The sequence below is a fragment of the uncultured Fibrobacter sp. genome (genome assembly GCF_946062555.1).
GTDB lineage: Bacteria > Fibrobacterota > Fibrobacteria > Fibrobacterales > Fibrobacteraceae > Fibrobacter.
This window is the reverse complement of sequence record NZ_CAMGVQ010000060.1, coordinates 1-20,319: the sequence shown is the minus strand read 5'-3', so window position 1 is coordinate 20,319 and position 20,319 is coordinate 1. Positions and strand designations below refer to the sequence as shown.

Annotated in this window: 29 protein-coding genes and 1 pseudogene; 11 read left to right on the top strand and 19 right to left on the bottom strand. The window is 44.0% G+C overall.

Annotated features, from left to right (window positions below):
* From Q0P86_RS13890 to Q0P86_RS13865, 6 genes and pseudogenes are all read right to left on the bottom strand, one after another.
* Nucleotides 1–181 (bottom strand): annotated as a pseudogene (locus Q0P86_RS13890) (hypothetical protein); the annotation flags it as partial.
* A gap of 122 nt (nucleotides 182–303) precedes the next feature.
* Complete coding sequence (locus Q0P86_RS13885) at nucleotides 304–576, bottom strand: Txe/YoeB family addiction module toxin (protein ID WP_291024223.1); 273 nt, start codon at nucleotides 574–576, stop codon at nucleotides 304–306.
* Nucleotides 561–827 (bottom strand): hypothetical protein, encoded by a 267-nt coding sequence (locus Q0P86_RS13880; protein ID WP_291024225.1) that lies wholly within the window; start codon nucleotides 825–827, stop codon nucleotides 561–563. The genes Q0P86_RS13885 and Q0P86_RS13880 overlap by 16 nt, the downstream gene beginning before the upstream one ends.
* Before the next feature lie 207 nt (nucleotides 828–1,034).
* Entirely contained in the window at nucleotides 1,035–1,268 is a 234-nt protein-coding gene (locus Q0P86_RS13875) for a hypothetical protein (RefSeq protein WP_295040247.1), read from the bottom strand.
* Entirely contained in the window at nucleotides 1,265–1,741 is a 477-nt protein-coding gene (locus Q0P86_RS13870; protein WP_291024229.1) for a DUF3990 domain-containing protein, read from the bottom strand. Before Q0P86_RS13870 ends, Q0P86_RS13875 begins: the two co-directional genes overlap by 4 nt.
* Nucleotides 1,738–1,950, bottom strand: coding sequence for a DUF3791 domain-containing protein (locus Q0P86_RS13865; protein ID WP_291024231.1), 213 nt, complete (start codon nucleotides 1,948–1,950; stop codon nucleotides 1,738–1,740). The genes Q0P86_RS13870 and Q0P86_RS13865 overlap by 4 nt, the downstream gene beginning before the upstream one ends.
* A gap of 93 nt (nucleotides 1,951–2,043) precedes the next feature.
* Between Q0P86_RS13865 and Q0P86_RS13860 the strand changes: the two genes are divergently transcribed.
* Entirely contained in the window at nucleotides 2,044–2,421 is a 378-nt protein-coding gene (locus Q0P86_RS13860; RefSeq protein ID WP_295040245.1) for a hypothetical protein, read from the top strand.
* Between the two features lie 70 nt (nucleotides 2,422–2,491).
* Here Q0P86_RS13860 and Q0P86_RS13855 read toward each other — a convergent pair whose 3' ends face one another.
* Nucleotides 2,492–2,845: a hypothetical protein gene (locus Q0P86_RS13855; protein WP_294113991.1), complete on the bottom strand. Its 354-nt coding sequence runs from the start codon at nucleotides 2,843–2,845 to the stop codon at nucleotides 2,492–2,494.
* A 117-nt stretch (nucleotides 2,846–2,962) separates the two neighbouring features.
* Here Q0P86_RS13855 and Q0P86_RS13850 point away from each other — a divergent pair, with 117 nt between their 5' ends.
* Nucleotides 2,963–4,345, top strand: a complete 1,383-nt coding sequence (locus Q0P86_RS13850; RefSeq protein ID WP_291024242.1) for an ATP-binding protein — start codon at nucleotides 2,963–2,965, stop codon at nucleotides 4,343–4,345.
* An 82-nt stretch (nucleotides 4,346–4,427) separates the two neighbouring features.
* Here Q0P86_RS13850 and Q0P86_RS13845 read toward each other — a convergent pair whose 3' ends face one another.
* On the bottom strand, nucleotides 4,428–4,571 hold the full coding sequence (locus tag Q0P86_RS13845) for a hypothetical protein (RefSeq protein ID WP_295040242.1): 144 nt from the start codon (nucleotides 4,569–4,571) through the stop codon (nucleotides 4,428–4,430).
* 193 nt (nucleotides 4,572–4,764) lie between these two features.
* On the opposite strand from Q0P86_RS13845, the gene Q0P86_RS13840 reads away from it, so the two are divergent.
* Nucleotides 4,765–5,235 carry a hypothetical protein gene (locus Q0P86_RS13840; RefSeq protein WP_295040240.1) on the top strand — a complete coding sequence of 157 codons (471 nt, stop codon included), beginning with the start codon at nucleotides 4,765–4,767 and terminating at the stop codon, nucleotides 5,233–5,235.
* 75 nt (nucleotides 5,236–5,310) lie between these two features.
* On the opposite strand, the gene Q0P86_RS13835 is transcribed toward Q0P86_RS13840, so the two are convergent.
* From Q0P86_RS13835 to Q0P86_RS13825, 3 genes are all read right to left on the bottom strand, one after another.
* Complete coding sequence (locus tag Q0P86_RS13835) at nucleotides 5,311–5,664, bottom strand: hypothetical protein (RefSeq protein WP_295040238.1); 354 nt, start codon at nucleotides 5,662–5,664, stop codon at nucleotides 5,311–5,313.
* Nucleotides 5,665–5,737: 73 nt separating this feature from the next.
* On the bottom strand, nucleotides 5,738–6,190 hold the full coding sequence (locus tag Q0P86_RS13830) for a putative toxin-antitoxin system toxin component, PIN family (RefSeq protein WP_295040236.1): 453 nt from the start codon (nucleotides 6,188–6,190) through the stop codon (nucleotides 5,738–5,740).
* The gene (locus Q0P86_RS13825; RefSeq protein WP_295040234.1) at nucleotides 6,147–6,380 is read right to left on the bottom strand and encodes a hypothetical protein; all 234 of its coding nucleotides are present in this window, start codon (nucleotides 6,378–6,380) and stop codon (nucleotides 6,147–6,149) included. The genes Q0P86_RS13830 and Q0P86_RS13825 overlap by 44 nt, the downstream gene beginning before the upstream one ends.
* 95 nt (nucleotides 6,381–6,475) lie before the next feature.
* Between Q0P86_RS13825 and Q0P86_RS13820 the strand changes: the two genes are divergently transcribed.
* On the top strand, nucleotides 6,476–6,844 hold the full coding sequence (locus tag Q0P86_RS13820; protein ID WP_295040233.1) for a hypothetical protein: 369 nt from the start codon (nucleotides 6,476–6,478) through the stop codon (nucleotides 6,842–6,844).
* Between the two features lie 69 nt (nucleotides 6,845–6,913).
* On the opposite strand, the gene Q0P86_RS13815 is transcribed toward Q0P86_RS13820, so the two are convergent.
* Entirely contained in the window at nucleotides 6,914–7,273 is a 360-nt protein-coding gene (locus tag Q0P86_RS13815; RefSeq protein WP_295040232.1) for a hypothetical protein, read from the bottom strand.
* Nucleotides 7,274–7,352: 79 nt separating this feature from the next.
* Between Q0P86_RS13815 and Q0P86_RS13810 the strand changes: the two genes are divergently transcribed.
* From Q0P86_RS13810 to Q0P86_RS13800, 3 genes are read left to right on the top strand one after another with little or no spacing between them, the layout of a single operon-like run.
* A complete protein-coding gene (locus Q0P86_RS13810) occupies nucleotides 7,353–7,958 on the top strand; it encodes a hypothetical protein (RefSeq protein ID WP_295040230.1) in 606 nt (201 codons plus the stop codon).
* The gene (locus tag Q0P86_RS13805) at nucleotides 7,945–8,670 is read left to right on the top strand and encodes a nucleotidyl transferase AbiEii/AbiGii toxin family protein (protein WP_295040228.1); all 726 of its coding nucleotides are present in this window, start codon (nucleotides 7,945–7,947) and stop codon (nucleotides 8,668–8,670) included. The genes Q0P86_RS13810 and Q0P86_RS13805 overlap by 14 nt, the downstream gene beginning before the upstream one ends.
* Nucleotides 8,671–8,688: 18 nt before the next feature.
* Entirely contained in the window at nucleotides 8,689–9,051 is a 363-nt protein-coding gene (locus Q0P86_RS13800; protein ID WP_295040226.1) for a hypothetical protein, read from the top strand.
* A gap of 99 nt (nucleotides 9,052–9,150) precedes the next feature.
* Here the strand turns inward: Q0P86_RS13800 and Q0P86_RS13795 are convergent, their stop codons facing one another.
* Nucleotides 9,151–9,507 carry a hypothetical protein gene (locus tag Q0P86_RS13795; protein ID WP_295040224.1) on the bottom strand — a complete coding sequence of 119 codons (357 nt, stop codon included), beginning with the start codon at nucleotides 9,505–9,507 and terminating at the stop codon, nucleotides 9,151–9,153.
* 92 nt (nucleotides 9,508–9,599) lie between these two features.
* On the opposite strand from Q0P86_RS13795, the gene Q0P86_RS13790 reads away from it, so the two are divergent.
* On the top strand, nucleotides 9,600–10,802 hold the full coding sequence (locus Q0P86_RS13790) for an ATP-binding protein (RefSeq protein WP_295040222.1): 1,203 nt from the start codon (nucleotides 9,600–9,602) through the stop codon (nucleotides 10,800–10,802).
* A gap of 94 nt (nucleotides 10,803–10,896) precedes the next feature.
* Here the strand turns inward: Q0P86_RS13790 and Q0P86_RS13785 are convergent, their stop codons facing one another.
* Nucleotides 10,897–11,247, bottom strand: a complete 351-nt coding sequence (locus tag Q0P86_RS13785) for a hypothetical protein (RefSeq protein ID WP_295040220.1) — start codon at nucleotides 11,245–11,247, stop codon at nucleotides 10,897–10,899.
* Between the two features lie 91 nt (nucleotides 11,248–11,338).
* On the opposite strand from Q0P86_RS13785, the gene Q0P86_RS13780 reads away from it, so the two are divergent.
* Nucleotides 11,339–12,172, top strand: coding sequence for a site-specific integrase (locus Q0P86_RS13780; protein ID WP_295040218.1), 834 nt, complete (start codon nucleotides 11,339–11,341; stop codon nucleotides 12,170–12,172).
* Between the two features lie 15 nt (nucleotides 12,173–12,187).
* On the opposite strand, the gene Q0P86_RS13775 is transcribed toward Q0P86_RS13780, so the two are convergent.
* Together Q0P86_RS13775 and Q0P86_RS13770 are read right to left on the bottom strand one after the other, a co-directional pair.
* Complete coding sequence (locus tag Q0P86_RS13775; protein WP_295040216.1) at nucleotides 12,188–13,510, bottom strand: hypothetical protein; 1,323 nt, start codon at nucleotides 13,508–13,510, stop codon at nucleotides 12,188–12,190.
* The gene (locus tag Q0P86_RS13770; RefSeq protein WP_295040214.1) at nucleotides 13,507–15,237 is read right to left on the bottom strand and encodes a hypothetical protein; all 1,731 of its coding nucleotides are present in this window, start codon (nucleotides 15,235–15,237) and stop codon (nucleotides 13,507–13,509) included. The genes Q0P86_RS13775 and Q0P86_RS13770 overlap by 4 nt, the downstream gene beginning before the upstream one ends.
* Nucleotides 15,238–15,444: 207 nt before the next feature.
* Between Q0P86_RS13770 and Q0P86_RS13765 the strand changes: the two genes are divergently transcribed.
* Nucleotides 15,445–16,920 carry an ATP-binding protein gene (locus tag Q0P86_RS13765; RefSeq protein WP_295040212.1) on the top strand — a complete coding sequence of 492 codons (1,476 nt, stop codon included), beginning with the start codon at nucleotides 15,445–15,447 and terminating at the stop codon, nucleotides 16,918–16,920.
* 3 nt (nucleotides 16,921–16,923) lie between these two features.
* Nucleotides 16,924–18,057 carry a glycosyltransferase gene (locus tag Q0P86_RS13760; RefSeq protein ID WP_295040211.1) on the top strand — a complete coding sequence of 378 codons (1,134 nt, stop codon included), beginning with the start codon at nucleotides 16,924–16,926 and terminating at the stop codon, nucleotides 18,055–18,057.
* On the opposite strand, the gene Q0P86_RS13755 is transcribed toward Q0P86_RS13760, so the two are convergent.
* The 3 genes from Q0P86_RS13755 to Q0P86_RS13745 all read right to left on the bottom strand — a co-directional run.
* Nucleotides 18,037–18,750 (bottom strand): glycosyltransferase family 32 protein, encoded by a 714-nt coding sequence (locus tag Q0P86_RS13755; protein WP_295040209.1) that lies wholly within the window; start codon nucleotides 18,748–18,750, stop codon nucleotides 18,037–18,039. The two genes, Q0P86_RS13760 and Q0P86_RS13755, sit on opposite strands and share 21 nt — an antisense overlap.
* Nucleotides 18,751–18,759: 9 nt before the next feature.
* Nucleotides 18,760–19,635, bottom strand: a complete 876-nt coding sequence (locus Q0P86_RS13750) for a glycosyltransferase family 2 protein (protein WP_295040207.1) — start codon at nucleotides 19,633–19,635, stop codon at nucleotides 18,760–18,762.
* A partial coding sequence (locus Q0P86_RS13745) for a hypothetical protein (protein WP_295040205.1) occupies nucleotides 19,635–20,319 on the bottom strand: 685 nt, incomplete at its 5' end. The genes Q0P86_RS13745 and Q0P86_RS13750, both read right to left, overlap by 1 nt.

Sequence of the window (20,319 nt, the reverse complement as noted above, 5' to 3'; positions counted from 1 at the left end):
GGCTGATCATGTTGGCGTGCACGCCGAACTCGGCGGAGAGTTCACCGAGGGTCTTGTCTTCCTTGATGGCGGCCAGGGCGACCTTCGCCTTGAACGCGTCGTCCAGCACCCTGCGGGTGCGCTTGGATGTTTCGGAGATGCTTTCGCGGCTGCTGGCCGGTTTCATTTCGTTGTTGTTCATTTTGGTTCCTCTTGATGTTGAATTTAGTTTTTTTCAACTAAGGAACCGCGCTTTTACCGTCTAAAAATTTCCGACCGGCTCAAAACGATATTCACAAAAACAAAAGACGCACAAAAAAGTTATTACTTTTTGTAATGCCCATAAGCAGAGATGACAAGAACCTCTATAACTGCATCGTGAATTTGATAGACCAGTCTATGCTCGTGTGTTATTCTGCGAGACCAAGTATCTTCACTATAATGTTTCAGACGCTCAACCTTGCCAGTTCCCGTACGCGGATGCTCTTTTAATTCGTCCAATAGCTTTGCAAGTTTTCCAATTGCCTCTGGGCAGGATTTTTGGAGCTTTAAAACATCTTCACTTGCTTGCGGCGTGAAAATTACTTTGTACGGCATAAAATCCTATTCAAGAATTCTGCTCCAGACTCATTTGCGTCCATTTCATCGCAAATTCCATTTTCCATCGAGGCAATGGATTTGTCCAACTTAGCAAAGAACTCTTTTTCACTCATCTCCGTTTTGGGGTGTATTTCCTTGACGGAATTAACGCCCTTGAGCAACAGGATTGCGTTCTTCAACGACTTCAGCATTGAAGCGTCGCTAACACTGACTATCAACTGTGGTTCGTTCATGGTCGTGGCAATCATATAAACCTCTTATCCACAATATATATTATTTCCTCCTCATTTGTCAATCCATCAACTTTTAGGAAATAGCTATTATGCGTTTTTTACAACATACTTACGTGAGTATGTGTTGTATTTGTCGGAGTCCACACAAAATGTGTTTACTTACATTCGATTTGCTAAATCGTAAATCAGCAAGCGTTTTTTTACGGAAACTTACATAATGCTCTAGATTTCTGACTGAATAATTTTCCCGTTTTTCAATTCAGAATCCAACAATTCGTAATTGTAGGCGGAGCTTTCCGTACAGAGTCCCGTTGCAGGATTTTGTAGCTGTTCAAAGGTTCTCGAATTATAGATGAGGCCAAGGGCGACCTGCAAAGAAAGATTGCGATCTTCCATAAGCCATTTGGCCATATCGCTGACGATCCCTTCTACAAGGAATTCCTGCTTCGCGGTCATACGCTCGGCCTCTTTTGCAAAAAGGCGATTGCTTTCTCAGATCTGAAAGCGTATTGGTTGTTCAATTTTCGAGACTTCAGCCCTTGAACTAATTCATCAATTGTAATGACATTTATTGCGAATGTTCTGAACAAAGTCGCGATGTCGTCGTTAGCCACGGGACCAATAATCAAATCAAAATTATCTGCAGGATGTTCCTGACCTCTACTTCTGTTAGCCATCACAAATTCTGCCCATTCACGGTTCGGCTGTTCAAACTTTTTGACTTTCAATGCCGGCAAGTTTGAATCATCAAACTCAAACGCATTCACGACGGGCTCACCGCCAAATCGGTCGGCAACTTTTCGAGCCATTTCACGAGCTTGCGTTAAAAGCGTCGTCAAATAAAAGGATTGACCGAAATCTTTATACGGCTTGCACATAGTGAGATCAATTTTTTCAATCTCGCAATTTGAACCATGGTACAAAATCATCGTATTTGGCCTCCATTCCTCTGGCAAATAGCGGTCAAATCATCTACGGCATCGTCAAAAGAAAGCAAGTGCTCGGCTCCATAATGATCTTGCAAAAAATCAAGACCTTTAAACAGGCTTAGATAGTTAAAAGCCTGCTTTACGGAAAGTGCCTTGGCTTTCGCGAATTCGCTGATTGCGGCAATGGTCCATGAGATTTGCTTATCCATGTAAGGAAATATAACAAAAAGAGCCTAACGGTCAAAGAAAAAGACAAAAAAGTTTGAAAACAGCCGTGATTCGGTAATTTCTCCGTATACTACGTGAAGTTGCAGCAGGCTTACGTGTCTGAGACTGGCTTGAACTACGGTAACTTCGGCATCATTGGTTATACCGCTCCGGGTAACGTCACTACCGCAGGTTCTAACACAGCTTCCGCTGTTTCTCAGACTACAAACTTTGAATACAGCGATACTAAGACTGGTTATGTTAATGGCACCGCAGCGTTGCCTGCTGCAGACCAGATTACATGGACCGCTAAGGCTCGTGTTGCTCTCAACGACTGCGCAGTCAATAGCGAGTGGCGCGTCGCTGTAAAGAAGGCTACGGCTGCTGCTGACGCAGTAACGTTCACGTCGTCTCTGTCTGACGTTAACAATTGTCAAGCTTTGACACCGTCCTTCGACAAGGTTGGCAAGTAGCTGTTAAAATATTTGCTAAAACAAAAAGCCTTCCTTTTGCAAGGAAGGCTTTTTGTTTATACTATAAATATTAGTTGGTACCAATATTCTTGAAATTAGGCGTCAACGGCTCACAATTGGTGGCGTCACTAAAGACCTTTGCGTATGTAACGCCGTCTGTTTTTCCGGTCACGTTCAGCGTCCAAGTTGCACTTGCCGGACAGTCATTCAACGCGACGTTAGCTGTAGCAATCCAGCCTCCATTCATGGCAGCACCTGAAGTTGTCAATGCAACAGAGGCGTTTCCAGCGGGAGTTGAGGTGTATGTGAAATTTGCAGATGCAAAATTGGTGGATGATGTTTTCGATCCCGGAGCGGTATAACCGATAAGTTCCCATCCGCCGAGCTGGTTAGATTCAGAGGCATACGCATCCTGCAACTTCACGTAGGTAGAGTCCTTTCAGTGGCTTTTTTTGCAAAACAAGAATTTTGGCGGCTTTTTATTGACAGAATTCGCATCATTTGCTAATTTACGATTTAGTAAATTAAAAGTGAGTAAATTATGTTTTATGGCAGACGAACAGAACTTAACGCATTAAACGCCCTCTTTGAGTCGGGAAAATTTGAATTTGCAGTCATCTATGGACGCAGACGTGTAGGAAAGACCATGCTTCTGAACGAGTTTTGCGAAGGCAGAAAGGCCATCTTTTTTACGGGTATTGAAACATCCGTATCAGAAAATTTGTCGCAGCTATCCCAAACGGTCCTGGAGTACTCGGGGGGGGGGGGGTCAACTTTCGAAAGTTTCGAAAAAATCTTTTCGTACATCGACGATTTAAGCCAGAAGGAACGGCTCGTTTTCGTAATAGATGAATACCCCTATTTAGCAAAGGCGGAGCCTTCCATTCCCTCATTGCTTCAGAAACATATTGATCATGTGTGGAAAAAGTCGAAAATGATGCTTGTTCTTTGCGGTTCTTCCATGAGTTTTATGGAAAACCAAGTACTTGGGTATAAAAGTCCTCTCTATGGTCGCAAAACTTCGCAATTGAAAATACAGCCGTTTGATTTTTTTGAAAGTAGGGCTTTGTGCGCAAATTTTGCCCCTGAACAACAGGCGACTCTTTACGGGGCGCTATGGGGCGTACCCGAATATTACATGCATATAAACTCCAAAAAGGGTTTAAACGAAAATTTAATAGACCTCTTTTTCAGACCCGGGGGCCGTTTATTCGAAGAGCCGCTGAATTTGCTGAAACAGGAAATGCGTGCGCCCGCTACCTACAATGCCGTAATAACCGCTATCGCCCAAGGTGCAAGCCGATTGAACGAAATCGCAACCAAGGCCGGACTCGAGACCGGAGCGACAAGTAATGTGTTGTCGTCGCTTATGGAGTTAGGCATTGTACGCCGCGAGATTCCCGCTACGGAAAAAAGTAGCAGAAAATCTATTTACGTCATAAACGATACGATGTACAGATTTTGGTTTACGTTTGTCTGGAATTACCTGACGAACATAAATCGCGGCGTCGGGGATTTGGTTTATAAAAAATTTGTAGAAGACAAAGTTAACGAATATATGGGCCATGTTTTCGAAGACATCTGCCTACAGTACCTTTATACGGAAAAGGGCTTGACTGCACTCCCATTTTTACCGGAAAATATCGGGCGATGGTGGGGAAACGATCCTAAAAAGAAACGGGAAGAAGAAATCGACATCTTTGGATTTGCCGGAAATCAACAACTATTTGGCGAATGCAAATGGACAAACAAACTTGTCGATATTGACATTATGGAAGAACTCTTTGGCAGAGCCGAGCTTCTAGGTGACGGTGAGAAACATTTTATCTTCTTTAGTAAGAGTGGTTTTACCAAGAAATTCATGCAGGCTGTATCAGAAAAGTCCAACGTGAAGTTGATAACATTTAAGGACATGTGCTTATAAATAGTTGTTTAATTTGCTAAAACAGCATCATCCTACATGAAAAATAATCAGTCTAATAGATTATGGAAAGTTCGTTTCCCTGTTATAAAAACTGATTAACCGCTTTCTCTAACCCGGCGACTTCTTCATCGGAAAGTTCCGAAAATAGTTTCCTTCGGCTTAGTGGCAAAACGCCGTTATTTTGCTGAACGAACATGATAAACTGATTGGCCTTTTTGTCAGGCATGTCAACGATGTCGCGCATTGCAGAGCAAAACAGTGGACCAAGGGCTCAAGGACCCTCAGTTCGTATTTTTCTATCAAAATAGTGTATCCGGCTTTGTCCATATTCAAAAAAACTTAATCTTTTTCAAAAATATAGTATAAAAAGCATTTTCTTTCAAAAAATCTTAACAAATTTCAAAAAAAATGCTCGAGAATTGTTTATTTTTCAAAAAACGTACACTAGAAACGGCTTATTCAAGGGTAGAAAAAACTTTTTAGTGGTTACGGCTTCAACCTACGTGAAGTTGCAGCAGGCATACATCAGTGAAACTGTGAAAATTGGCAACTGGGAAATTATTGGCTATAAGGGCCCCGGTACCAATACTAAGGGCGCTTCGGCTAATGTTGGTGGCACGTCCTCCAACAACAACTTCAACTATGGTGATGGTGGTACCTATGTCAATAACTCCGCTGCGCTCAATGAAGGTGGTCAGGTCGGCTTCATGGCCCTTAACCGTATTAACTTGAATGACTGCTCCGGTAGCACTACTGCTCCGACTACTGAGACTGCAAACTGGACAGTTACCGTAAAGGCTGGCGGCGGTGATTCTGAAGGTGACGCTCAATTTGTCGCAGAGACTAAGTGTCCGGAACTTACTTCCAACTTCACCATGATTGGTAAGTAATAACTGACTTGAATATATGAAAAGAGCTCTCCGTTAGGAGGGCTCTTTTGTGTTAATCCGTTTTATTCCAGATAATTAGTTCACGGTGCAACCCGTTGCGCCCGGAGTACTAATAGCGTCGAAGTTCGGCGTAAACGGAGCAGCCTTGGTAGACTGACATGCGTGGTACTTAATCTGACCGCCCACGGTACCATTAGCCAACGTAACCTTCCATGTACAGCCGTTGTTTGCGGTACATTCGTTAAGAGCAGGAATGTTTTGTGCTTGCCAACCAACATTGTTGTTCAAAGCGGTCAATGCAACCGTAGCCGCGTCACCCACACCCGTGCCGGAGTATGTAAAGTTGTTGGAAGCAGGATTAGTATAACCAATCAGCTTCCAACCACCAGCGGCGTTACGTTCTGCAGCGAAAGCATCCTGCAACTTCACGTAGGTTGAAGTGAAAATGTCGCGACAATATCAAACTGAGAGGAATACAAGCGTCATCAAACCATAGAGAATCTTATGCTTCGTCTTGAGCGAATTCATCCAATGATTTGGTATGTACCACAGGAAATTTAATTTGTCTCAATTCTGAGAAATGAGCATCGTCCGTCACAATGTAGTCCGCTTGGCAGGCAAATGCGCAGTCAACAAACTTATTGTCATCGGGATCTTTTTTGATTAGGTTTAGTTTGAAGAATGGGTCTTTGCGGATGACATTTTCTGAAAACTCAAGAACTTTAACGAACAAACTTGCGACTGCCGGAGACGCCCGCATTCCCAAAATTTCTTCATATTCATGCATAATTTCGTTGGACAAACACAGTACGTATTCCTCGTTCAAAAATTTTTCATAAAGGAAGTGATACTTGCTATGCCTCCCCAACATTTGCAAGATTGCGTTCGTGTCGATAACAATTTTTTTCCTGCTATCCACGATACGGAGTCCGCAGGTGTTCGGATTGCAATTCATCTAGACGGATTTGGTCCAAAGTGCCGTCCGTCCACAGGTGGTCGAGTTCCTTTTCCAACCGTTGGGCATAGAAATTCCTTAGCGTCTTCATCAAGGCGCTAAGTTCCTCTTCGCTGGACACATTCGCGAAGGATTTCAAGACCAGCATTTGTGCCGGGTTGATTTCTGTCAGTGTCATATCAACGGCCATATACATCCTCAGCAAGAATATACATTTTTTTTCAAGGAAAATGCAATTGCATTACACAAAAACCACAACAAATCAATAATTCCCCCGTATACTACGTGAAGTTGCAGGATGCTTATGCTGCAGAACGTAACGCAGTTGGTGGTTGGACTTTGATTGGTTATACCAAGCCAGCTTCCAACAATTTCAGCTATCAGGGACAGGTTGGCGCCAGCGCAACAATCGCTCTGAACGGTTCTTTGTCCACCATCGGATGGCAGGCTCAGAATACCGTCGCACTCAACGATTGTACTGCATCTAGCTGCTTCTGGGACATCAAGTTGGACGATGCAGGTGCAAAGGGTGGTCAAATTAACTATGCTGCATGTCTTTCCACCAACGCAGCTCCTCTGACCGCAAACTTCACCGCAATCAGCACACCGGGCAAGAGTTGCGATGCTAGCTCGTCTGCTGTTTCTGGTTCGTAATCTATCATAAAATTACAAAAAAGAGCCCTCCTAACGGAGAGCTCTTTTTTAGAATTTGTTGACTAATTATTACTTGATGGACTCGAAGGACGAAGTCAATGCTTTGCAATCTGCGGTGGCTACAGCAGAAGTGAACGTCACATCGCCGCTACCCGCTGTGTTTGCAGTAACGGTAATTTGCCAATTTCCACCCTGAACACCGCTCTGGTTTTTCGAGGTAACCTTGGTTCCTTTGGCGCATTCGTTGAGAACAACCTTGTTGTCAGCGGCCCAACCGATGCCAGAAGCATTGTTGGTGGTTGTATTATGATCAAATGCTTCGCCGTAGAAGAAGTTGGTTGTTTCTCCCGAACCCGGAGCGGTGTAACCAATCATGCTCCAACCGCCGAACAGATTTTGTTCAGCGTAGTAAGCCTGCTGCAACTTCACGTAGGTTGTAGTTTTTTTGTTTTTTCTTGTGCATTACATATTGACATATAGTATAAATATTGATATATTATATGTAAATATGAAAAATGCAGTGGAAAATACGGGGAAATTGGCGGATTTCGCTCCGAGGGTGGGCGGGGTTTTCTCCCTTTCTGAACTAAGCTCTCTTTTTGATATTTCTAGCCAACAGGCGCTCTGGATTGCCGTCCGACAGTTCGAGGCGGTCGGTCTCCTGAAACGCTATTGCCGCGGAATTTATGTCGCCCGCGAGTTCGACGCTCAGGTTCTTTCCGCTAAGGTCCGTACAGATTCTTACATCACGTTTGGTTCCGCGCTTGCATACCACAAACTCATTGGAACAGAAAGCCCTTTCCTGGTAAGTTGCGCGACTCCTTCAAGGGCGAGCGAATACGTCGGGGAGATTAATCTATCCTATGCGAGAATTTCCCCAAAACTCTGTTTTGGAACAATACTGCTTGAAAATGGCGTGCGAATGGCCGATGCAGAAAAGGCCGTGCTTGACACACTCTACTTTTACCAGCACAAGAAAAAATTTTATTTCAACATCTTCCAGGATATCAATTATTCCGTGCTATCCAAAGAAAAAATAGACGTCTATCTAGAGAGTTTTGCCAATCCAAAGTTCAAAGCGTTTGCAAGGAATACGATAAATGGAAAAATTTGAAAGTACAGAAGCCCTGCTGGCGTGGATTGTCGACTTTTTCGCCGACAATTTCGGAAACTCCGCCATTCTCAAGGGCGGTATGTCGCTCAGGCTGATGCATAGCCCGCGATATACGAATGACGTCGACTACATCTTCGTCCCTTTCGATTCTAAGAAAGATGCGAAATCCCTTGTGGAGGGCGCCTTGTCCCGAGTTGAAGGTTTGCGTTTTGAATCTACCATGAATTCAAAGGCCTTGAGGATTCTCGTAGAATACGGCGGTCGGCAGGCACAAATCGAAATCAACACGGAAAAGGAATGCCCGTCTATCCCGATGTCCTCGTCGCTACTCACGACACCTTATGGTCGTCCTGCTAGAATTGTTCGCATAATGGAGCCTGGCGTTTCGTTTGCGCACAAAATTGCAGCATGGAACGAACGAGAACTGATGCGAGATTTGTACGACGTCTATCAGTACGAATCGTTGTTCAAGGCTGTGCCGCGAATGGACGTTTTACTCATGCGCCTGAAAAAGGCTCGCTCGTATAAGAATGTAGTCGCGGCCAAAGATTTGGACGGTCTTGTCGACAAATTGAGAGTTTGCGCAGAAAACTTGACGGAAGAATCCTTTGGTGAACTCGTGCCGTTGTTGGAATCCAGTGAATTGGCCGGCCTATCTTTCAGAATAAGACCGTCAATTCTCGCGCTTTGCGACAAACTAAAAAATCTCTAAGTTTTTATCACAACCTACGTGAAGTTGCAGCAGGCTTACTTCTCTGAATCCAACAAGGCCGGTGGCTGGGAATTGATTGGATATGCCGCACCAAATAATGGCGCAACAACAAACTTCGCTTATGGTATTGGTGCAATTGGTGTTCAGGCAAGTACGGATCTTGACGAAACAGGTAAGGTTGGTTGGACTGCGATGAACCTCACCAACTTAAACGAATGCCAGGGAACAGCCAACGCAACAGCGAAGAACACAGAAACAGCTGCGCAATGGAAGGTTACTGTTAAGGCCGGATCAAATGTTGCTGATGTTGCTTTTGATGCTGTTGCGACTGGTGCCGGATGTATTGCTCTTACTCCGTCTTTCGATAAGATCGGCAAGTAATAGTAGTTTTGCATCGCAATTAAACAAAAGGTCTCCCTCTTTGAGGGAGATTTTTTTACAAGAAGAGAGACTCTCTTGAGTCTCTCTTTTGAATAGATGTTACTGCAAAGTGCAGGGGGTTGCCGAAGCACCAATTGCTTCAAAGTTTGCAGTCAACGGCTTTGCATTAGCGCTTAAGCAAGCGGAGTAACTAATCTGCCCGCCCTTGGCTCCTTGACTAAGCTGGATCTGCCACTTACAAGCGTTATTGCCGGAAGCTTCACAATCATTAAGAGCAACTTTATTCACTGCCGCCCAACCAAGAGAATTGGAAAGGCCTGCCAATTCTGCAGTTTTATCTGCATCGATTCCTATGCCAGAGTATGTAAAGTTGTTGGATGTGGGCGCAGTGTAACCAATGAGCGTCCAACCACCTGCGGCGTTACGTTCTGCAGCGAAAGCATCCTGCAACTTCACGTAGGATGAAGCAAAAAAAACACAGCCACGTCACATTTATTTCGCAATTTTTATTATTTTTATTATTGCGAAATAATGAAGTAGGTTTCCTAATGAAATTAATCCAAAGAATCGAATACATAAATCGCTTGTTGTCTGTCGTCGGTACTCCAGACATCAAGGTTATTACAGGTATTCGCCGTAGTGGCAAGTCCAAACTAATGGACATGTTTATGGAGCGTTTAAAAAAAGAGAACCGTAAAGCAAACGTAATTCATGTGAACTTCAACGATCCTAAATCAGAGCCTTTAGCAGAATACCATTCGCTTTATGATTTTGTTCAAAAAAATCACAAACAAAATGTTCCGAATTTCGTTTTCATTGACGAAGTTCAGATGTGCAAAGGTTTTGAAAAAGCAATTAATGGCTTGCATGCAACAGAAAAATTTGACATATACATAACAGGATCAAATGCATTTCTTTTAAGCAGCGATCTTTCCACGTTATTCACCGGTCGAACCTTTGCTATAGAAATGTTTCCCTTCTCATTCGCGGAGTTTATGCAGTATTATGAATTGACTGATATTCAGAGTGCGCTTGACCAATATCTGAAGGATGGAGGCATGGCCGGCTCCTACGTGTACAACAATTCAGCGGATAAATATAAGTACATCAAAGACGTTTTTGATACGCTTGTATTAAGAGATATCGTAAAAAAATACAATATTCGGAATAAGATTTTATTAGAGCGACTCTGCGACTTTCTTTCTGACAATATATCCAATATAACATCCCTAAGAAGCATTTCAGATGCTTTGACTAGTAGTAAAGTTCCCGTTAATGACAAAACGATCGGCTCGTATGTGGGTTATCTGTGTAACGCGTTTGCTTTCTATAAAGTTCGCAAGTATGACATTCGCGGGAAAAAGTACCTTGCGTCACAAGACAAGTATTATCTGGGAGATCATTCTTTTAAGTACGCTCGGCTTGGAACAAAAAATATGGACTATGGCAGGGCGTATGAAAACATAGTCGCCATAGAACTTCTTCGACGTGGTTATGAGATTTATGCAGGATTTCTTTATAAAAAAGAAATAGACTTTGTGGCCTTGAAAAAAGATGAAAAAATCTACATACAGGTTTCGGATGATATTAGCACAGAACGTACTTTTGATCGTGAGGTATCGCCTCTTTTGAAAGTCAACGACGCATATCCTAAAATGGTTATAGCCAGGACAAAACATGAACCTTATCAATACGAAGGTATTCGTATCGTGGATTTGGCGGAATGGTTGTCCGATCGTTCGATTCAATAGTCTTTAAAAGAGTCTCTTCCGGCTCGTATTTTATCATATAAATGAAAAAAGAGTCCTCCGAAGGAGGACTCTTTTTGAATAACGCATTTATAGATTAGTCAATCGTACCATCGATTGCAGTAAAGTTGGGGGTCAAGGACTGGCAACTGCCGTTAGAGCCACCAACTTCAGCCTTGTAGGTAATGCCAGCGGATGCAGCAGAGGTCGGAGCACCCGGAGTAACCTTAACAGTCCAATTAGGAGTAGTGTTTGCACCCGGAGCACAATCGTTCAGTTTGACCTTGTTGTTGGCAGACCATGCTTTAGCAGTTTCGACGAGCACGGTTTGACCAGCGGCAATCGCACCGGCGTAATCAAAATTGGCAGAAGTCGGCACAGAATAGCCAATCAAGGTAAAGTCACCTGCAGCATTCCTTTCAGCAAAGAACGCATCCTGCAACTTCACGTATTCTCCTGCTTTGTTGGAACAAAATAATTCTAACTTTGTCCGCCGCTTTTTTAAAGAACACAATAACAATCAAACAAAGGATTACGATATGCTTTTTTGCGATGCCGCTATGCAATATCTGGAGAAGGAAAAATACAATCTTGCACCGCTTTCGGTGCGGACATACTACTGGAATATCAAGAAAATAGCAAATTTTAGACCGGAATTGAATTGCGAAGATTTGACTCCTGCATTGGTCCAAGAATACAAGTTTCATTTGCAAAAATTGGGGAATAAACCCGCAACGATAAACAAGGCGCTTTCCGTATTCCGGATTTTTACGAACAAGATGGTTACAGATGGCTTGATTACGACAAATCCGTTTGACAAGGTGAAGATTGGTCGTGTTTATACGCGTCGGGGGTTCCTGACTATGCGCGAACTCAAGTCGCTCTACTTGAATTTCAATGACAAAAGGCAGTTCCTGACAGAGACTGAACAGGATGTAGTTCGAGTATTCCTTTTCAGTTGCTTTACCGGGCTTCGCTACAGCGACTTGAAGTCTCTTGACGCGGGAGAGATTTTTGACTGGAAAATTCGTAAGCAGATGCACAAGACCGGGGACCCGGTTTATGTTCCGATTCCGCTGCAGGCGAGGTTACTTTTGCCAGAAAACATGCCGTCGGGAAAGGTGTTTCACGTTGTGGAAAACTCGCATTTTAACCGGACGCTTCGCAGGGCGTCCAAAAAACTGGGGTATCTCAAGCATATCCATTGTCACCTTGCCCGCCACACCTTTGCAACGACTTGCATTTCGCTTGGGATTCCGTTGCCTGCGACAAGTAAATTGCTTGGTCACAGGAATCTGGAAACGACGCTAATTTATGCGAAATATGTCGATACATTCCTTGATAAGGAGATGAAAAAATTCAACAAATTGTAATGGCCGTGCTTCCGGTCAGTTCAGCACGATGAACGGAACCCACCGCTTATAGAATTTCTCCTGGAACCCAACAGGGGATAAAATCGGGTTGTGGTCGCCCTGGATGATGAAACGAGTTTTTGGGTGACGTCGAGCCAAGTCTGCAATCATGACGAAATCGTTTTGCAGTTTGGAACTGTATACGGAGTCTATTGCGTCGGCGTTGCTGTAGTATATGTCCGGGAATTCTGACATTGGGAATTTAGTGTCTGCTGTGGTCCAGGCAATAAAATGTTTTTGTGCTGAGTCGGCTAGAATACTATCGATTCTCGCGATTATCTTGGTATCACGAAGCTGTTTACCTTTGCTTGTAGTTTTCCCGTAAATAACCTCGCCAAAACCGATATTCCTGATGTACTTGTATCGGTAATGTTCTAGACTGTCTCCACCAAAGAGGAACGTCGTCTTGAATCCGATGTCGGCAAAAACTCTTGGCAAGAATGTTGTGTCACGATGCCTTGTGGAATCCGTTACAAATTTTAGCATCAGGTCTTCTCGCTCGGCGGTGCGTGTGCGACTGTACATTCGGTTGTGTGTGCCGACTGCGGTTGTAATACCGTTGAATAAACTTATTTGTTTTTCAAAACGCTGTATGTCAAGCGGCAAGCCCCAGCTTTCGATAAGGATTATCACGTTATTTCGAGAAGCGTCAACATAATCCCGTGTAATGGTGACGGAGTCCGTGACTATGTATTTTGCCTTGTAGTCTTCGGCGATGTGTTTCCTCTGTACGGGCTTGGGTGCAATTCTCTCGAGGTAATCTATGGTCGGGAATTGGGCCAAGGGTTGCGCCGCGTAACGGTTGTTTGCCTCTAGGTGGAATATCAGTGCTACGAATAAAATAAAGCAAATTGTACTGAATTTGAATGGTTTGATTTTCCAAACTATAGCGATGGCAATGCCGCATGTGGCGAACGGCAGAATGCCACGCCAACCGGTACTCCAGTTTTTTATAGCCAACAGGTTTTGCAGGTCAAGCCAAGCGATGGTAAAGAGCACAATAATTGAAACGGAAAGAAGGAGTGCGTATGCTAAAATTTTGCGCGCCTTGAAACCTATTGTCATGCCCGCGCAGGCGGGCGGACAGCTCTTAGAGCTATGGTCTTTAGTGCGCATGGCCACCAAGGTGGGCATCCTTTTTTGAATAGCATCCTTGATATACAAGATGAGCAATAACAACGCGAAATATTCATATCCGAACAATCCGCGGACAATGTCTTGGCCCTTCTCAAAAGTGAGCAGGAAAGGCACAATGGTAATCAGCGCACTTGCGATTAGCGGGTACAGGAGGCGTTTCATTGTGCGGCCTCCCTAGCTGCGGAATCGGCTGGCTGTACAAGATGATATTTTAGGAATGTCATCTCGACAATTTCTTTAAGAGTATCTGCGGTAACGCTGTCGTAATAGTGGCGTTGCAGAAAATCGACCAAGTGAGGCTCGTTCAGTACAATTACGTTGTCGTGAACAACATCTTTGATGGGGTTTGTTACCCCAAAATCGTTCAATGCATCCGTGACCTCGGGCAGGTACGGAGTCCAGTAGCCGAAAGAAACCGTGCGGCGGTATTGCCCGATGGGTTCCGCCAAATAGGGCGGGTTACGATGATGGCTAAACCGCATAAAGGCGTTCATCGAAAGGAGGAACATTTTGTCGGGTTGATTGTCAATGTAATCAAAGACCTGTGTGTAGTCGGTCGTGTCTTCAATGGCGAGCGTTCGCATGCTGCCACTACTTGGGTCGCGAACCATTTCGCCTGAGGTGGCGTAGATAAAAACGTTGGCGACGGCAATAATGGCAAGGATAGAATAGGCCAATTTGCGAGGAATGTCCAAGGTAAACCTGCCAAAAAGAGGGACGGCAAGTACCGCCGCATACAGCCAGAACCCGCTTTCTACGCGGTACACAAGGCGGCCCATTGCAAGGAGGTATGCCACAAGCGCCAAAACTGTAGCCAATGACAACCACAGGTACATGTATCTTTTGCGGTTGGTCGCGTAAATCAGTAGGCACAAAATAAACCAAGTCCAAAATAAGGGCGACCGCAGGGAATGCGCTAACGCATTTAGCAGATTTTTCGGAATCAGCCGCACCTCGTTTTTGTCGCGGTACGGGGAAATCAGGCTTGCATATCGCGCAAGGCTATCGACGGAGTACACCTCCGTATCGTAAAGCACCCATTCTGTAAGCATGTGCATGTCTTTTCCAGAAAGCCCCAGTTCTTCGGCGTCTTCATATACGGCATTTTGGTTGTAGTTGCTGTTGTCGCCAAAGGTTACGCGTGGTCCTTGGAATTTAACGAAGTCGGCATATTCGGGAGCCTGGTATATTTTTTGGTCCCAACTGTGTATGGCGAAAGCACCTACGAATAGGATTGCTAGCCCTGCAATAACCCGCCACTTGACTTTCCAACAGTCCTTGAAAATGAACAACATCCCGAGGCAGAAGAACGGCATCCCCATCAAGAACGCCTGCCACCGCATCACGGAACCCCATAGCATCAGTAAAACACCCAATGCAAAAGGAACTGTTTTTTTGATGTCATTGCGAGCCCCGCCAGGGGCGCGGCAATCGCAATCCCGCTTGTGCTCAACAACCCCATACGCGAACAGCAGCATCCCCGCCGCGCTCAGTATCGAGGCGCATTGCGTAAACTGCACCACCAAATAAAAATCGCTCGCGAACAGAGCCGTAAACAGCGCGGCTAGAATCGCCCCCCACCGCTCGCCACAACGTTGCAGCAAAACGTAGCCGATAACCGTGAACGACAGAAAAACCGAGAACATCTCGCCTATATAGTACCACCCAACTTTCGGGAAAAGGTGGTACAACGGCAACAGCGCATAGCCGTAGATGGCGTTTACAAAAATTAGGTGCGGATTGTAATCCGTACCCAGGGCGCCGGTGAGCCTTGCCGCCATAAAGTAGTCGTCAATCGCCCCGAACTTGAGGTCGCCGAAAATGAGGCACAACGCCAAAAAGAATAGGTTGATGGCTACGGAATAGGTTATGGCGCGTTTGAAAGGCATGTTGAAAAGTTAAAAAACGCGCCAAAAACATCAATAAAACATGCCAAAAACACCCGTAAAAACGTGTGTTTTCTTGCAAAAACGAAAGTTGACTACCTGTTTTGCAAGAAAACGTGTTACCTTGCGTACTATTGAAGTGATTGTACGAAATGGGGGTACAGTGGTGACTATTGACTGTTGAACGACAAAAATTTATACTTGTTTCGGATGTCTTTCAAAATCTTCATATCAAGTGTACAAAAGGAATTTGCCAAGGAGCGCAAGTGGCTTGCAGACTACATCCGCAAGGATGCTATTCTCGGTCGCTTTTTCGATGTATTCCTGTTTGAAGACGTCCCCGCTCAGGAGCGTAATGCTGCCGGAGTATATCTTGACGAAGTCGCCGAAAGTGACATTTATCTTGGAATTCTTGGCGCCTTGTATGGAAATATGAATGCGAAGGGCGTTTCTGCGACGGAACAGGAATATAACGAAGCGGGCAAGCGCCACAAGGAACGTATTTGCTTTGTTATGAAGGCCGACAAGAGGGAACAAAAGCAAGAACGCTTTGTCGAGAAGGTGAATGCAGAAATTGTTCGGAAGAGTTTTTCGACGTACGATGAATTGCGCACTGCGGTTTATGCGGCCTTGGCGAACTTTCTGGTTTCTAGGGAGTATATCAATGTGTTGCCTTTTGACGCCTCGAAAAATGCCGGTATTACACTCAAAGATTTAAGCATTACAAAAATTCGTTCTTTTGTCAAGACTGCGCGGGAAAAGCGCAACTTCAAGGTCCCTTCGGGGGCGTCGCCAGACCGTATTTTGACCGCGTTGGACTTGATGGATGACAATGGGCGCATCGCCAATTCCGCAGCACTTTTGTTCGGCAAGAAACCGCAGAAGTTTTTTATATCGTCCGAGGTAAAGTGCATGCAGTTCTTTGCTGATAGGGTATCCAAGCCCATGGCCGATTACCAGGTGTACAGGGGCGATGTCTTTGAACTTGTGGACCAGGCGACCCGATTTGTGATGACGCACATCAAGAATTGGGTCGGAACGCGCGAAACAGGAAATACTGCGCAGGTGCCTACAAAATTCGAACTGCCTTATGACGCCGTGAAAGAAGCGATTGTGAACGCCGTATGCCATAGGGATTACACCAGCAATGCGAGCGTGCAGGTGATGCTTTTTAGTGACAGGCTTGAGGTCCTAAGTCCGGGACCGCTCCCTCGCGGAATGACGGTGGAAAAACTGTCCAGGCCACATCGCTCGATACCCGTGAACCCGCTCCTGGCAAACGCCATGTTCTTGATGGGCTACATTGAACACGCTGGGACTGGCACGGAAGACATTATAGACAAGTGCAAGAGTTGGGGACTTTCCGCCCCCGAGTGGGAAGACGATGGTGACTTCAAGGTGGTGCTATATAGGAAAAACGCGACTGAGAATGACAGGGCAAATGAGGGTGTAAATGAGGGTGTAAATGAGGGTGTAAATGAGGATGTAACAAAGAACTTGTCGGACAAAGAACGACTTGTCTATGCCCTTATCAAGAAAAATCCAGACATAACAAATCGTGTTCTAATCTCAAAGACAAATTTTGCTCACGCCACCATTGAGCGAGCAGTAAAAAAGTTGAAGGAAAAATCACTCATCGAACGAGTTGGCTCTGACAAAACCGGTCATTGGAAGGTGAAACGCTGAGATATGCCTCAAAATAATAACATATGCGTTTGTCAGGTGCTGCACGGGATTGTGGGCGGCGGTTCGGAACAGGTAGTTCTGAACTATTGTTCACGTATGCCGGATATTCATTTTGATTTGTTGTACCAGTACGAACCGAATCCGCAAATTTTGGAACGCTTTAACGAGGCCGGAATCAATTGCATCCAGATTCCCGACAAGCTACATCACCCGCTAAAGCATCTATGGACGATGTTCCGAATATTTAGAAAGGGGCGCTACGATGTTGTTCATAGCCACTTGGACTGGTATATGAACAGCTATGTATGCTTCTTGGCAATGCTCGCCGGAATCAAAAAAAGAATAGCCCACCATCACCAAGCTTATACGTCTGATTGTCATCCCGGCCTCCGTGCCGGGATCTCCTTGTCATTCAAAAAAGTCCTCTGCTCCATACTCCGCATCCCCTGCAAACTCTTTGCTACCCATTGGTTAGCCTGCGGCGAAGCTGCCGCCATCAATGGTTGGGGAAAAAGTGCCGTGAAAAAGGGCAAGGTGACGATTTTGCCTAACGCCATTGATCCGGAGCGGTTTAAGTTTTGTGAAATAGCTCGTCGAGAAATCCGCGCAAAATATGGAATTGCCGAAGATGATTTTGTTGTGGGGCATGTGGGAAGATTCTTCCCTGAAAAAAATCATAAATTCATTATTGAACTGTTTTCGGAATATTCACGGCATCATAGACACTGTAAATTACTGTTAGTGGGAAACGGCCCATTGCAAGCCGAAATCCAGAACTTAGTAAATCAGAAAGGACTTGGTGATAAAGTTATTTTTGCGGGGCTGAAAAAAAATGTGGTCGGATTTTATTGTGCAATGGATGTACTTTTGTTGTCTTCTACACGTGAAGCGTTCCCGATGACTTTGGTGGAGGCTCAGTATAACGGATTGCCTTGCGTGGTGAGTGCCGCAGTGCCAAGGGAAACAGCGATAACAGACAATGTATTTCCATTGCCGATAGATGATGTTAAGCCTTGGTGTGAAAAGCTAAGCTCTTTGAGTGTGGCTTGTGACCGCGAAAATCCGAAGATAAAAAGCGAATGGTTTGATGTAAGAAAGTGCTATAAAATGCTGGAATCACTTTATCAGATTCCATAATTTCAAAATCAGTTTCTTTCCGAAAATTCGAATCAGTAAATTCGCAAAGCGTTGTTTTGGACCTATCCAAGATGCTGCATAATGGTGGATGGTACGGGTATTTTCAGTGATTTTGATTTTGCCGAATTCAGAAGGCTTAGGGCAGAAATAATCGGCGGGATAGAAGTTTGCACCTTCAAAATCTATAATGCCGGGAGATGCTTGTAATCCTTTTGACTTCAACATTTCAGAAAAGTACTCAACAATCGTTTTTTTATTGAGTTTGCCGGATGTAGTCTCAAATTGCATGTTGGCGTATAAGTCTAGCATTTCTTTTAATAAATGAAATTTTGGTTCGCAGGCAAATCCTAGGCCTGGATTGCAAGCGAAAAAGCTTTCATTTTCGAGACCGAAAAATGATCCTTTTGCGAGAATATCATCTAGAGATTTGATAACCTCAACATCTGTGTCAAAATAAATTCCGCCGTATTCATAAAGAATTTTGAAACGTGCGTAATCGCTGACGAATGCGTATTTCTTATGTTTATAGGCTTGCGCTGTATAGGGAATACTGTTTACGTCAAAGTTATCTTCGTTCCATTCCTTTATCTCATAATCGGGCAGAAACTTGTGCCATGATGCTATGCATTCTTTTGCAAGAGGGGGCAACTTGTTATGGCCGAACCAGCAGTAATGTATGACTTTGGGAATCATTGAAGTATTTCACTTAGAAAAAAAATTGTATAAAGATAAAAGTAGTGTGGCTATAAGAACGGATATCTTTGATGTTCCTAGTTTTGTTGCTGTTTCACTAATAGATTCAGTATCGTTGACTGCATGACGATATATTCCTATGGCTAGGAGTCGTTCTCGCCATGAATTTGGGAATGTTTCTAGTTGTCCCTTTGCCCAAAGCAACCTTCCTTGAGGATTATTTTTGTCTTTGAAGTTGTCTTTGGTGAGTCCTCCCTCAAGGTAATTGCAGATATAGATGACTTCATTAAACCATCTTAAATAGTAACCATCGCGAGCGATGGCGTTCCAAGCGATTTCTTCTGAAATGAAATTCTCACCAGGAATCTCTGGAAATGGGTGATTTTTTAAAACCTCGGTGAAATAAACTTCGGCTTTATCACCTAATAAATTGTATTTGCGTCGTTCGCTGTTTTTTGCATCAATGTAAGTGGCTTCGCTACGCTGACCAACGACAGAATCTTTTGAATAGCCCTTCAATCCCGAAATGCCAGCCCATTCGCGAGAGTCGTCGAGCGTTGCTACCCATTGATTGGTTTTATCAATAGCATTTTCGGTTAAATAATCGTCAGAATCAACAATGAAAAATAATTCACCTGTAGCTTTCTTAACTCCGTTATTTATTGCTCGATGTTTGCCACCATTTTTCTGCTTAATATAACGAATATGAAATGGCTGATGCTTGGATAAAAGTTGCGTGAAATATTTTTCAGTGTCATCGGTGCTGCCGTCATCAACTACCAACCATTCAAAATTTTTTTCAGTTTGTGACAAAAGCGATTGATAGAGTTTTTCTATCAATTTTCTTCGATTGTAGGTGGGTGTGAAGATGGTAATTAATGCCATTAGGATTGATTCGCTCTTAAAACTATTTGTCCGAAATCAATATAAGAAAAATATTGAGTTATTTTTTGTTGTTGAATGTCATTTTGGTTCTGTAGACTGTTGATTTTGTAAAGAGCGTTCTCTTGAGCCTTTGAAATAACAATAGGATCCTTATATTTTGCTGCGCACACAACTGGTATACCCCCTATAAATTCCATATATTTCAACCAAAGATCGTCTGCAAGAGGGGCGCATTTTTTTATCATATCAATGTTAAAAGCTTCTTTTGGCAATATGGCGGGTGGATATAAAGTACCTGCAAAACCTTCTGCCGATAAATCGTGTCTCGGAGAAAGAATTTTAGTGTCATAACAAGGTATGCATTGGCTGTAAGGAAGAATTTTGTTGTTTTTTACGATGAGTCTGCATGTGCATAATGCGGAAATTGCATTTGGAAATTTTTTATAGCTCTCAATTAGTTTCTTTGTTGTTTTTTTTGGGTATAAGATGTCATCGTCGATAGTAATTATCGCTGCCTTAGGATATTTTTGCATTACATAGAAATACTTGTTGTGTGGTTTTAGGTTCCTATCAACCCAAAGAATTTCAAGTCCCTTTTCTTTTAATGCAAGAACCTTTTTGGGAAGGTTTTTTTGAGGCTTCTGCAGTTTGTGTGGAGGGGTTGGGAGGAGTCTAAGCAGCGGT

What these genes read in the sequence shown, in the direction of transcription:
- Q0P86_RS13875 (WP_295040247.1), bottom strand. Translation starts at nt 1,268, where the DNA reads ATGACCGCGAAGCAGGAATTCCTTGTAGAAGGGATCGTCAGCGATATG.
- Q0P86_RS13755 (WP_295040209.1), bottom strand. Translation starts at nt 18,750, where the DNA reads ATGATTCCCAAAGTCATACATTACTGCTGGTTCGGCCATAACAAGTTG.
- Q0P86_RS13805 (WP_295040228.1), top strand. Translation starts at nt 7,945, where the DNA reads ATGGAAAAATTTGAAAGTACAGAAGCCCTGCTGGCGTGGATTGTCGAC.
- Q0P86_RS13775 (WP_295040216.1), bottom strand. Translation starts at nt 13,510, where the DNA reads ATGAAACGCCTCCTGTACCCGCTAATCGCAAGTGCGCTGATTACCATT.
- Q0P86_RS13750 (WP_295040207.1), bottom strand. Translation starts at nt 19,635, where the DNA reads ATGGCATTAATTACCATCTTCACACCCACCTACAATCGAAGAAAATTG.
- Q0P86_RS13880 (WP_291024225.1), bottom strand. Translation starts at nt 827, where the DNA reads ATGATTGCCACGACCATGAACGAACCACAGTTGATAGTCAGTGTTAGC.
- Q0P86_RS13770 (WP_295040214.1), bottom strand. Translation starts at nt 15,237, where the DNA reads ATGCCTTTCAAACGCGCCATAACCTATTCCGTAGCCATCAACCTATTC.
- Q0P86_RS13870 (WP_291024229.1), bottom strand. Translation starts at nt 1,741, where the DNA reads ATGATTTTGTACCATGGTTCAAATTGCGAGATTGAAAAAATTGATCTC.
- Q0P86_RS13790 (WP_295040222.1), top strand. Translation starts at nt 9,600, where the DNA reads ATGAAATTAATCCAAAGAATCGAATACATAAATCGCTTGTTGTCTGTC.
- Q0P86_RS13780 (WP_295040218.1), top strand. Translation starts at nt 11,339, where the DNA reads ATGCTTTTTTGCGATGCCGCTATGCAATATCTGGAGAAGGAAAAATAC.
- Q0P86_RS13865 (WP_291024231.1), bottom strand. Translation starts at nt 1,950, where the DNA reads ATGGATAAGCAAATCTCATGGACCATTGCCGCAATCAGCGAATTCGCG.
- Q0P86_RS13885 (WP_291024223.1), bottom strand. Translation starts at nt 576, where the DNA reads ATGCCGTACAAAGTAATTTTCACGCCGCAAGCAAGTGAAGATGTTTTA.
- Q0P86_RS13825 (WP_295040234.1), bottom strand. Translation starts at nt 6,380, where the DNA reads ATGGCCGTTGATATGACACTGACAGAAATCAACCCGGCACAAATGCTG.
- Q0P86_RS13765 (WP_295040212.1), top strand. Translation starts at nt 15,445, where the DNA reads ATGTCTTTCAAAATCTTCATATCAAGTGTACAAAAGGAATTTGCCAAG.
- Q0P86_RS13850 (WP_291024242.1), top strand. Translation starts at nt 2,963, where the DNA reads ATGTTTTATGGCAGACGAACAGAACTTAACGCATTAAACGCCCTCTTT.
- Q0P86_RS13845 (WP_295040242.1), bottom strand. Translation starts at nt 4,571, where the DNA reads ATGCCTGACAAAAAGGCCAATCAGTTTATCATGTTCGTTCAGCAAAAT.
- Q0P86_RS13830 (WP_295040236.1), bottom strand. Translation starts at nt 6,190, where the DNA reads ATGAATTGCAATCCGAACACCTGCGGACTCCGTATCGTGGATAGCAGG.
- Q0P86_RS13810 (WP_295040230.1), top strand. Translation starts at nt 7,353, where the DNA reads ATGAAAAATGCAGTGGAAAATACGGGGAAATTGGCGGATTTCGCTCCG.
- Q0P86_RS13760 (WP_295040211.1), top strand. Translation starts at nt 16,924, where the DNA reads ATGCCTCAAAATAATAACATATGCGTTTGTCAGGTGCTGCACGGGATT.